Origin of the sequence: Winogradskyella sp. UBA3174 (assembly GCF_002364335.1) — a bacterium.
Classification (GTDB): domain Bacteria; phylum Bacteroidota; class Bacteroidia; order Flavobacteriales; family Flavobacteriaceae; genus Winogradskyella.
In genome coordinates, this window is the sequence record NZ_DEXW01000013.1 from 1 (window position 1) to 11,331 (window position 11,331).

An 11,331-nucleotide genomic window follows, 5' to 3' on the forward strand; every position below is an offset into this window, starting at 1 on the left:
ATTAGCTTCAGGAGTTTATATTGTGATAGTTGACACTAAAAATGGAAAAGTAAACAAGAAAATAATTATTTACTAAACAATATCTATTCATAAATAACCAGTGTATATTTTTATAATAAAGAGGCTTCAGCTCTGAAGCCTCTTTATTATAATTCGTAATCTTTTCTGCAAAAAGAGTAATTATAGTTAAATCAAGATCAAAAGATGCCCTAGAATGTATTATTTCTTATCGAATTATATACAAAAATGATTTTGACTATCTCTTAGAAATAAAACCAAAAACTGGTCGATTACATCAAATAAGAAAACAATTATCAAATAAAATAGGACAACCTATTATTGAAGACACAGGCAGTTATCTGCTAATTTCAAGTCATGTAAAAACTAACTAATTTTTAAAACAAAAGGTGCTAGTGCTTATAATTCAATTGTTAACCAATTTATTTAAAAATTTATTAAATTTGATGGTGAACATATAATGTGGATATAGTCTATATCAAATTGTTAGCCTTTATTTAGAAAAACGCAACTAATTATAAAAATAAAAAACATGAAAACAATTGGAATTATTGGAGGTTCAGGCTTCATTGGAAGTCATACAACTAAGAAATTTTTACAAGAAGGATTTAAGGTCAGAGTATCTGCTACTGACATTTCCAAAACAGAAAAATACAACCATTTGAAAGAATTACCGAATTCAGAAAATCTTGAAATTCTTCCACTAAAAGTTGAAAACAAAAATCAATTAAAAGAATTCATAAAAGGGTGTGACATAGTTGTTCACGGAGGCACCCCTTTTCAATTGGATGTTAAAGACCCAAAAACTGAGTTATTTGACCCAACCATTGAAGGTACTAAAAACTTTCTAGAAGTAATTAATAAAAGTCCAAACATTGAAAAGGTGGTTTTTATAGCTTCGGTCGGAGCATATAATACGAATTTCCCTATGCCAGCAGGTGGGAAATCTCCTGACGATACTTTTGATGAAGATGACACTCCATTTATGAGTGAAGAAAGTCATCCTTATGCACAAGCTAAATTCATTGCAAACCAAACGGTGGAGAAATTTATAAATGAACATCCGACTATACATTTTGAAATAACAAGTGTCTCACCTACTGGAGTAATGGGGAAATCTTTATCCAATAGGGAAGATTCAACTTCTTCGGATTTGCAATTTTTAATCAAAAACAAGATTGCTCCAAACCCATTTATTCAAATGCTATATGATGTGGATGCTGAATGGGCATTAGTTGATGTTAAAGACATAGCAGACGGAATTTATAGTGCCAGCACTAAGAAAGGCTTACACGGAAAAAATTATTTATTAAGCAGTGAAAGTTGGAAAATCTCTGATGTTTCCGCAATGCTAAATGAAGAAAAACCAATTGGAAATGCTCGTATTATTTATAAAAACGATGCTGCAAGAAAAGATTTAGGAATTGAGTTTAATCCTGTTGTCGTTCCACTGACTGATTTCAATAACTAGAAAAACAAGGACTAACACCATATAAAAATAATTACTAGGTCCTCGCCTACTTGGAAAATGCTGCGGATTTCACGATGTATCGTTAAACTCTTGCTAAATTAGGTGCACTAATTGGTGTAGAAATACTTTGCCGAACAGAAAATACAAATACCGAAAATTGGAAAAAAGATAGCTTGAGAATAAGTATACTAAAAGACCATATTATATTATTATTAAGTCACGAATTAATCCATTTTAATCAATCCAAAATGAAAAGATGGAAATACATTACTTTCTAAAAACATATGAGAAGGTTCGGCAGAATTTATCGCTGAAATAATAAATGAAGAAACAGATGGATATTATTTTAATTTTAAAGGAAAAGAAATTAAAATATGGAATGACTTTATTAATGACAAAAATAAAAGCATTATAAATTCGTGGAGTTCTTGGTAACAAGCGAATGAGAAAAGACGTAAAAACGCTGGGTATTATGCAAGATATTTAATTTTTAAAGCCTATTAAGAGCAAGTAAAGGATAAAGAAAAAGCAATTGAAGATATTTTAAACACACAAAACTACAATGCTTTCTATGAAAAAAGTAAAGTAGAAGAATACATAAAAAATAATTATGAAGAGTAAAATACGTTTTACTGCAGAGTATATAATTTATTGCTAATTCTAGCTTCAATACGATAGTTTTCACTTTTCAAAAATTATCATTAAAAATTGTGTTTTGATAATTTAGTGATAATTAATATTTTATTTTAAACATGTAAGGAAATCATAAATTCATCGACTACCTTTATATCTTAAAAAAAAGCATATACATTAACTACAAAAAGAAAGGAATAAAAGTATGCTAACTTGGAAAGAAGTAATTAACTTTTCCGTAAAAGGAAACCCAACTCCAAACAAACGAGTTGAAAAAACAGAAGCCGAATGGAGGGCTCAATTATCTCCAGAACAATTCAGAATTACAAGACTAAAAGGCACAGAACGTCCTAACAGTGGTGAACTTTGTAGTATTTATGATGAAGGTCAATACAATTGTGTATGTTGTAACACTCCTTTGTTTGATTCTACAATTAAATTTGAATCTGGTAGTGGCTGGCCAAGCTTTACGCAACCTATTGAAGAAAACGCCATTAAGTACCACAGAGATACCGCTTTTGGTATGGTACGCGTAGAAGTGATGTGTAATACTTGCGACGGTCATTTAGGACATGTGTTTCCAGATGGTCCAGAACCAAGTGGATTACGTTATTGTATTAATTCAGAATCTATGACTTTAGATAAGGAGACTGCATAATGACTGCTAAGAATTTACAAATCGCCACTGTTGGCGGAGGTTGCTTTTGGTGTACAGAAGCCGTTTTTGAAGAAGTAAAAGGAGTGGAACGCGTAGTTTCGGGTTATTCTGGCGGAAATGTACCAGGCAGACCAACGTATAGAGAAATTGGCTCTGGTCTTACAGGTCATGCAGAAGTTGTACAAGTAAGTTATGATGCTAATGTAATTTCTTATGAAGATATCTTAGTTATTTTTATGACCACTCACGACCCAACAACACTTAATAAACAAGGAGCAGATCGTGGTACACAATACCGCTCTGTGATTTTTTATCATAATGATAAGCAAGCAGAGATAGCAGAACTCGTATTAAATGAATTAGCACAATACTACGAGAACCCTATTGTTACAGAATTATCTGCTGCACCGCTTTTTTATGAAGCTGAAAAAGAGCATCAAGATTTTTACAAAAACAATCCAGGTTATGGCTATTGTAGTTTTGTGATTGACCCTAAATTGGCGAAGCTACGTAAGCTACATTATGATAAATTAAAAAATAATTAAAACTTAAGTTAGCCCTTAAAAAGCTATCTTAAGTTTTTCAAAAAAGAAGGGGCATTACGAATGTCAGATACTCATAAAATAAAATTATATGGTTCTAAGCGTTGTCATAAAACGAAATTCTATCAGTCTTTATTAGAACAAAAAAAAATAGATTATCAGTTTTTAGATGTGGAAGAGAATAAGAATTCTGCTGAAGAACTACGCGCTTTATATGAAAATGGAAAACTCAACTTCCCAACGCTTACGGTTTTAGGAAAGAGATTGCGAAATCCATCGGTTAAAGAATTAACAAAATGGATAGAAAAACTAAAATAGCATTAGGAGGTGGTTGCCACTGGTGTACAGAAGCTGTGTTTCAATCGTTAATTGGAGTAAGCGAAGTAGAACAAGGTTTTGTAGCTTCAATTGAAGAAAATAAGTCGTTTTCTGAAGCTATTATTGTCCATTATAACCCAGATGAGATCTCACTTCAAACATTGATAGAAATTCATTTACATACCCACAAAAGTACTTCTACACATTCCATGAGATCAAAATACCGATCCGCTATTTATTACTTTTTAGACGAACAGAAAGTCAAAATTATACTGAACAATTTTCAAATAGAATTTAACAACAAATTAATTACTAAGGCTTATCCATTTTCAGAATTTAAAGCATCACGTGAAGCTATTCAGAATTACTATCAAAAAAATCCTGAGAAACCTTTTTGTGAACGTTATATAAATCCTAAATTAAAACTCTTAATAGATAATTTTTCACAACAGGTAAATCTTGAATATATACCTAATAACCTCACAAACAAAACTGCATAATATGTCATTAATTAAAAATATTAAAGACTACTTTTCTAAAAAAGAAAATAATCAACCTACTGGTGACGCACCTGAAGGCATTTGTCCTAATTGTTGGGGAAAACAAGAATGGGATCATGAATTTTACGAGTTCACGAAAGGTAGTAAAAATGAAAAACGTGATGAGACTTATAATAACTTCATCAATAAAATTACAGAAAGTAATATAAATGGTATTGCCATACAAAAAGACACTTACACTTGTAAAACTTGTAATGTAAAACACCCTCAAAACTAATAAATGAGTCTATGTAAAATAGGATTAGGTCTCGCCGCTTTGGGCAGGCCAGATTATATAAATATTAGATCAGAGCATGCTATTGATAAATCTATTGATGCATTTAGGGCCAATGCTTTTAAAGTATTAGATGAAAGCCATAATCTTGGTATTCGCGATTTTGACGTAGCTCCGTCTTATGGTTTAGGGGAGCAATTTTTACAAGATTGGAATGACTCCAGAAAGCATAACGATGTTAATCTCTCTACAAAATTCGGCTATACCTATGTTGCCAATTGGGAGCTCGACTTTTCTGATAAACATGAAATCAAAGAACATTCAATCGCTAAATTGAATGAGCAATGGGAAATTTCAAAAGCTTTGCTTCCTAATTTAAAAATCTATCAAATTCATTCAGCTACTCTAGATAGTGGAGTTTTAAAAAATACTGATGTACTGGCTAGATTATATGAATTGAAACAGCAACATCAACTAAAAATAGGTATTTCATCTAGTGGAATAGAGCAAGTAAAAATAATAGAAGTAGCTCAAAAAATAAATTTTGATGGTGTAGATTTATTTGATAGTTACCAAGTCACTTTCAATATTTTTGAGCAGTCTTGTTTTAATATTTTGAAAGAATTATTAGCGCATAATAAAACGATTATTATAAAAGAAGCCTTAGCTAATGGTCGTGTTTTTAAGAATACTAAATTTTCAGAACACGAAAAAGCTTATTGCTATCTCGAAAAACTTTCAAAAAAATATAGTGTAGGTATTGATGCCATAGCTTTAAGGTTTATCATAGACGCTTTAGAACCAACACTTGTTTTGAGTGGAGCTGCGAACACTATTCAAATTAAAGAAAATTTAAAAGCTTTAAATTTTGAATTAGATGAAAATGAAATTAAAAATTTGACATTATTTAGAATTGCACCTGAACAGTATTGGCAAGAACGAAGCAATTTAAAATGGAATTAATTCACCGTACCTCTGTAATAGTCTAAAACTTTTACACGCAATAAGTACTCGTACTTTGCATTCGCTAGATTCACTTTCGCATTGTCCAAATTATTCTTACTTGTGATATAATTTAAGAAATTGGAAACTCCATTTTTAAATCTAATGTCGTTTATACGATACGATTCTTGGTAGGCTAACACCTGTTTTTCAAGACTTTCGTGACGTTTATAAACGGCTTCCATATCAAAGTGAACTTGTGCAATGTTATTTTTAATATCTATATAGGTGCGTTCTAATTCTAAAACAGACTCCTCAACTCTAATTTTTTCTAAGGCCACATTATTCTTGGCTCTAAAACCATTAAATAGTGGCACATTAACCGCAACACCAACAACGGTATTTAAATTGTTATCTAGCTGATCTCTGAAACTGATACGTTCTGCAGCAAATGCGGTTTGCTCAGTCATAACCAGTAAATCTTGACCATCTACAGTAACAAAATCACCTGTTTGAATAATACTAGTTCCAGTAGCATTAAATAGTTGCGCTGCACTAGAATAGTTAGTATTTATACCACCAAAAAGCGCGATTTCTGGTGTAAACTGAGATTTAGCAACACTAACTCCCTTTTTCGCAGCTTCAATACGCAATTCCCTAGCTTTGAATGTAGCTAAGTGTTGTAATGCTTCTTTATAAACGTTATCAGCAGATAAATTATATTTTTCAAAATCTAAAATGAGTCCATCCGTATCTAATGTAACTTCTTCTTCTAAATTCAATAATCGTATTAGGTTTAATTTTGCATTATTTAAACTAGATCCCGATACTAAAATACTTGTTTCATCATTGGCAATCTGTCCTAATATATCTGCATAATCTGCAGGGTTTCCGGATTCGTTTTCATAAAACCCCTCTTGAATTTTCAGTTGTTCTTTGGTTGTTTCTAATCTGGCTTTCGTTAATTCTAAAACGTCTCTTGCATTTAAGACTTGAAGATAGGCTAAGGTCACACTTAAGATTAAATCTTGTTGAGCAGCTTCAATTTCTAGGTCAGAAGCTTTTTTGTTTAAACGATTTTGTTTGGCTGTATTCAACAATCGAAAGCCATTGAAAATCGTCATATCTAAACTCAAGCCTGCATTAGAAAATGTTAATTCCTGATTTATAAAATCGTTTGTAAATGGATCTATACTTCGACCATCATTAACACCCAAATTAAAATTACCATTAATGCTTGGTAAAAGATTCGCTTTAGATTGCTGGTAATTCACTTTTGCGGAATTCGCTAATAAATTGGTAGATTTCAAATCGAGATTATTCTCTAATGCAATCGAAATACAGTCCTCTAAAGTGTAACTTCTATTTGTTTGACTTTGAGCATATCCTGTACAGCCCATCAAAAATATGATGGTGTATAGTATGTATCGGTTTTTCATGATGCGTTTCTTTAAATATTTGTATTTCGAAAAGTAAATTCCATATCGACGTCAGTTCGAGTGTTTGGAGTGAGCGAGAAACGTATCGAGAACCTTATTTAAAAGATTACTTCTCGATACAAAATTTTCTGAAGAACGAAAATTTTACTCGAAGTGACGTAACTTTAGCAATACACTCTTTTATTTACTGTAATTAGACAATCTTGCCGTCGAGTAGATTAATAATTCGTGAACCATAAGCCGCATTACTTTCAGAATGTGTGGCTTGTATAATGGTAACTCCATCTTTATTTAACTGCGCAAAAAGCTCCATAATCTCTTCACTTTGCTTTGAGTTTAAATTTCCAGTGGGTTCATCAGCTAAGATCAATTTTGGCTTTCCTATTAATGCTCTTGCAACACCAACTAGCTGTTGTTGCCCTCCACTTAATTGAACAGGAAATAAATCTTTCTTACCAACAATATTAAAACGGTCTAACATATCTGCAACCATCCCTTTACGTTCAGATGATTTTATGTTTTTATAGAGTAAAGGTGTTTCGATATTTTCATAGACGGTTAATTCATCTATAAGATGATACGCCTGAAACACAAAACCAATATATTCTTTGTACAGTTTGGACCGGTTTCTTTCTTTCATGCTATGCACAGGCTCGCCTAAAAAGGTGTAACCGCCTCCTGTGAAATTATCTAACATGCCGATACAATTCAATAAGGTAGATTTACCAGAACCCGATGGTCCCATGAGTGAAATAAATTCACCTTCATTTACATTTAAATTAATAGTATCGAGTAATGTGACTTTATTGCTACCTGAGTTGATTGTTCTTGAAGCTTCGTTTAAACTTAATAATGTATTTTTCATTTTGATTGATTTAATATGTTTATGTTATTTAATGCGATTCACTTTTGAATCACCAATACTTAGGCCTCTATCCACCTCTGCTTTGCCTTTATAAAACAATTCGGCTTCGCCATAAGCTGTGAACTTAATGCGCTCTGAAACGTTAACTGTAAACTTTGCTTCACCATAAGCTTTAAGCTTAGAGGTTCTATTAGTAACGGCTACGAGGTTGATATCGCTTTCTCCGTAAGCTGTTATTTTCTGATAGTCAATAGTGCCTTTCTGAATGGTTAGTTGACTTTCTCCATAACTATCTACGTCAAATTCTTCAAAACTAACGTCGTTAAAAGTCACTTGTGATTCTCCATAAATTTTGAGTCTAAATTTTTCCTCATCAATATGACTTTCACAAAGGGTGCGTTGCTCACCTCTTAACGACAACGCATCAATCGTTTTATAAGTAATACGAATTGTCAACACTTTCCCTTTATAAATAGGGACGTTCATTTTTACACCGTTCTTAACTATTTTTTTAGTCTTAGTCGTTTCCTTCGCATCGTCTAAATAAACTCTTAATGTTTCACCTGTCACTTCTATATTTATTTTCTCCTCTGGCTCGGTGCTATCTAATATGGTAACAGATTCTTTGTCACCTTGTACAAAAGTGGTTTCGATGTGCGGACTGATAACGACTTTATTAAAGGGCTCTACAGTCTTGTCTGTTTGTGCGAATAGCGTTTGACTTATAAAGACTAAGGCTACTATTGTGATGTGTTTTAAATTTTTCATGATTGTTCGTTGTCCTATAATTACTATTTCTATGTTAATTGATTTTAACCATTTGTCACTCCCCCTTGGGGCTGTGGAATTTAATCTGTTCTTAAACTCTTTATTGGATTGGCAATAGCGGCTTTAATAGCTTGATAGCTTACCGTAACGAATGCTATGAGTAAAGCCAAAATGCCTGCTATTAAAAAGACCGTCCAACTAATCTCAACCCGATAGGCAAAGTCTTGCAACCAACTATTCATAAGATATAATGCCAATGGAAAACTGATGACTAATGCAACTAAAACAAGTTTTATAAAGTCTAGCGATAATAACTGAACGATTCTGGATACACTTGCTCCAAACACTTTTCTAATTCCAATTTCTTTGTTACGTTGTTCTGCCATAAATGCTGCTAAACCAAATAAACCGAGACACGCTACTATTATTGCCAATATTGAAAACAACAAACCGACGTTTGCAGTGCGTTGCTCCTTTTCATAGAGTAATTCGAGATTCTTGTCTAAGAATGTATATTCGAACGCAGCATTTGGTGCAACGTTTTTAAATGTGCTTTCAAATTTTGAAATGGTCTCAGTTAACACTTCATTTTTAAACCGAATTAATAGATATGATTTTGGCTCGCGTGATGCATTATGAAATGCATAAGCTCCTATGGGACTATGTAACGAACTAAAATTAAAATCATCGACAACGCCACAGATATAAGCATTATTGCCAAGTTGCATAGCCACCTTTTCACCAATAGCTTCTTCTGGTGACAAGCCTAGAAAATCTACTGTAGTTTTATTTACAACAACCTCAACTAAAGTATCTCCTTGTTGTTTAATCTCAGGCAACAACTGACCCGATACTAATTTGAGTTGCAAAACGTCTGCAATATTGCGTTCAGATCGATTCGTTTGAATACCCATGGTCTGTTCAGTATTAGGCTTGTTAATACTTCTTCCACTAACACCTATTCCCGGATATCCCTGAGATCTCGAAACCACCGACACGTTGGGCAGTTTTTCAAACGCATTCACTAAAGCGTTACCTGACGCACCACCTCGAATTCCTGAGGTTGAAATTGCAATTACATTGTCAGGATTATAGCCCAGACTTTTATTCTGAATAAATTCTAATTGCTGATGTATAACAATAACTCCGATAATTAAAACCACAGAGGCTGAAAACTGAACAACAACTAAACCCTTTCTAATCAAACTCGCCGCACCACCCTTATTAGATGAGGGCTTTAATACTTCTTTTGGTGAAAAACGAGATAAATATAAGGCAGGATATGAACCAGACAGAAAGGTCGTTACCAGCCAAATTAATAATAAGTATCCTAGAATCTTGATAGAAAACAATACTGAAATATCTAACTGTTTCCCTGCTATATCGTTAAATACAGGTAAGGTAAATACAGCGAAAATTCCACCTAAAATCATGGCAATTGCAGTAATTAAACCTGTTTCTATATAAAATCGAATAACAATATCTTTTACAGATGCACCAAGTGTTTTGTTAATCCCAACATCTGTTGCTCTTTTTTGAGAACGTGCTGTTATTAAATTCATATAATTAATACATGCAATAATTAGAATTAAAAGTGCTAAAGCAGTTAGGTTTCGAATTTGATTGATATCTCCTTTATTTGCTGTATAACTATCTAAATATTCAGAAGAATATAAATGGATTTGTGCTAAGGGTTGAAGCGAGAAATTATACCATTGTTCTTCTTTCTTAACATTAAGATCTAAAATAGTCTGAATGCTACCTTCAACATCGTTTATATGGTCCACCTCTGAATTAAACATTACAAAGGTTTCAAAACTGGCATTATCCCAAGATGGATTCTTTGCTGAATTTTGCATCATAAATGGAACAATCGCATTAAAGTCTAAAGAACTATTATCGGGGAAATCTTTATAAATACCTTTAACTTCAAATGTCGTTGTATTATCAACCGACACTGTTTTTCCTAATGCACTTTCATCACCGAAATAACGCTTAGCCGTACGTTCAGAAAGCAATATATTATTTGGATTATTAAGATTCTCTGACCCAGTACCTTTAATAATTTCTACTTCAAACATATCGAGTATAGCCGCATCAGACCAGAATAATTTATCTTCTATAAAAACACCACCGCCTGCTTTTATAGAGGCAGTTTTACCAAAATCGTGATGTAAAATTCGACCAGATTTTATAATATTTGGAATATTTGCTTTTAGTTCTGGTGCCAAAGCTGATGGTACACCAGCCCAAGTCTCAAGATCATCTTCGGTTGTATTAAGAAGCACACGATAAATCTGATCCTTATTAGCAAACATGGTATCAAAACTACGTTCGTGTAAAATGAATAAGAACAAGACTAAAGTTGTCGCCAAACCAATTGCCAAACCCAATATATTCACTATTGAAAACAATCGATTGGTCTTCAAACTTCTCCATGCAATTTTTATATAACTCTTTATCATTACTAACTGTTTTTACTCTGTTTTTAAACTATCTACAGGATTTGCCAAGGCTGCTTTAACCGCTTGAAAACTGACGGTCACCAGAGCAATTAAAAGTGCGACGACTCCTGCAACAAGAAAAATCCTCCAATCAATTTCTATGCGATACGCATAATCTTGAAGCCAACTATCCATACCATACCAAGCCATAGGAATCGCTATTAAAATTGAAATGCCTACAAGCTTTAAAAAGTCTTTGGATAATAATTTCACTAAGCCTGAAACACTTGCACCCAAAACTTTTCGAATTCCAATTTCTTTACTGCGCTGTTCGGCTGTGTAGGCTGCCAAACCAAAAAGACCTAAGCAAGAAATGAGTATGGCTAATAAGGCAAAGAGCTGCGAGAGTTTACCAATAAGCTGTTCACTTTTAAATTTAGCATTGAACGTGTCGTCTAC

Annotated in this window: 12 protein-coding genes; 7 read left to right on the forward strand and 5 right to left on the reverse strand. The window is 33.0% G+C overall.

Going from position 1 to position 11,331, the window contains the following annotated elements; genetic code table 11:
- The first annotated feature begins 550 nt into the window (after positions 1–550).
- The 7 genes from B2U95_RS01290 (at position 551) to B2U95_RS01320 (ending at position 5,377) form a co-directional block, all read left to right on the forward strand.
- A complete protein-coding gene (locus B2U95_RS01290) occupies positions 551–1,489 on the forward strand; it encodes an NAD-dependent epimerase/dehydratase family protein (protein WP_296311662.1) in 939 nt (312 codons plus the stop codon).
- 838 nt (positions 1,490–2,327) lie between these two features.
- Entirely contained in the window at positions 2,328–2,780 is a 453-nt protein-coding gene (gene msrB, locus B2U95_RS01295) for a peptide-methionine (R)-S-oxide reductase MsrB (protein ID WP_296311664.1), read from the forward strand.
- The gene (gene msrA / locus B2U95_RS01300; RefSeq protein WP_296311668.1) at positions 2,780–3,325 is read left to right on the forward strand and encodes a peptide-methionine (S)-S-oxide reductase MsrA; all 546 of its coding nucleotides are present in this window, start codon (positions 2,780–2,782) and stop codon (positions 3,323–3,325) included. Before msrB ends, msrA begins: the two co-directional genes overlap by 1 nt.
- Before the next feature lie 60 nt (positions 3,326–3,385).
- A complete protein-coding gene (locus B2U95_RS01305; protein WP_296311671.1) occupies positions 3,386–3,640 on the forward strand; it encodes a glutaredoxin family protein in 255 nt (84 codons plus the stop codon).
- Positions 3,619–4,140 (forward strand): peptide-methionine (S)-S-oxide reductase, encoded by a 522-nt coding sequence (locus B2U95_RS01310; protein WP_296311674.1) that lies wholly within the window; start codon positions 3,619–3,621, stop codon positions 4,138–4,140. Before B2U95_RS01305 ends, B2U95_RS01310 begins: the two co-directional genes overlap by 22 nt.
- Position 4,141: 1 nt before the next feature.
- A complete protein-coding gene (locus B2U95_RS01315; RefSeq protein ID WP_296311678.1) occupies positions 4,142–4,417 on the forward strand; it encodes a hypothetical protein in 276 nt (91 codons plus the stop codon).
- Positions 4,418–4,420: 3 nt separating this feature from the next.
- Positions 4,421–5,377 carry an aldo/keto reductase gene (locus B2U95_RS01320; protein ID WP_296311681.1) on the forward strand — a complete coding sequence of 319 codons (957 nt, stop codon included), beginning with the start codon at positions 4,421–4,423 and terminating at the stop codon, positions 5,375–5,377.
- Here the strand turns inward: B2U95_RS01320 and B2U95_RS01325 are convergent.
- The 5 genes from B2U95_RS01325 to B2U95_RS01345 form a co-directional block, all read right to left on the reverse strand.
- Complete coding sequence (locus B2U95_RS01325; RefSeq protein ID WP_296311688.1) at positions 5,374–6,795, reverse strand: TolC family protein; 1,422 nt, start codon at positions 6,793–6,795, stop codon at positions 5,374–5,376. The genes B2U95_RS01320 and B2U95_RS01325 overlap by 4 nt on opposite strands.
- A gap of 193 nt (positions 6,796–6,988) precedes the next feature.
- Positions 6,989–7,660 (reverse strand): ABC transporter ATP-binding protein, encoded by a 672-nt coding sequence (locus B2U95_RS01330; RefSeq protein WP_296311689.1) that lies wholly within the window; start codon positions 7,658–7,660, stop codon positions 6,989–6,991.
- A gap of 24 nt (positions 7,661–7,684) precedes the next feature.
- On the reverse strand, positions 7,685–8,428 hold the full coding sequence (locus B2U95_RS01335) for a head GIN domain-containing protein (RefSeq protein ID WP_296311691.1): 744 nt from the start codon (positions 8,426–8,428) through the stop codon (positions 7,685–7,687).
- Positions 8,429–8,508: 80 nt separating this feature from the next.
- Positions 8,509–10,893 (reverse strand): ABC transporter permease, encoded by a 2,385-nt coding sequence (locus B2U95_RS01340; RefSeq protein WP_296311693.1) that lies wholly within the window; start codon positions 10,891–10,893, stop codon positions 8,509–8,511.
- Positions 10,894–10,905: 12 nt separating this feature from the next.
- Positions 10,906–11,331, reverse strand: a 426-nt coding sequence (locus B2U95_RS01345) for an ABC transporter permease (protein ID WP_349675751.1), incomplete at its 5' end; no start/stop codon positions are given.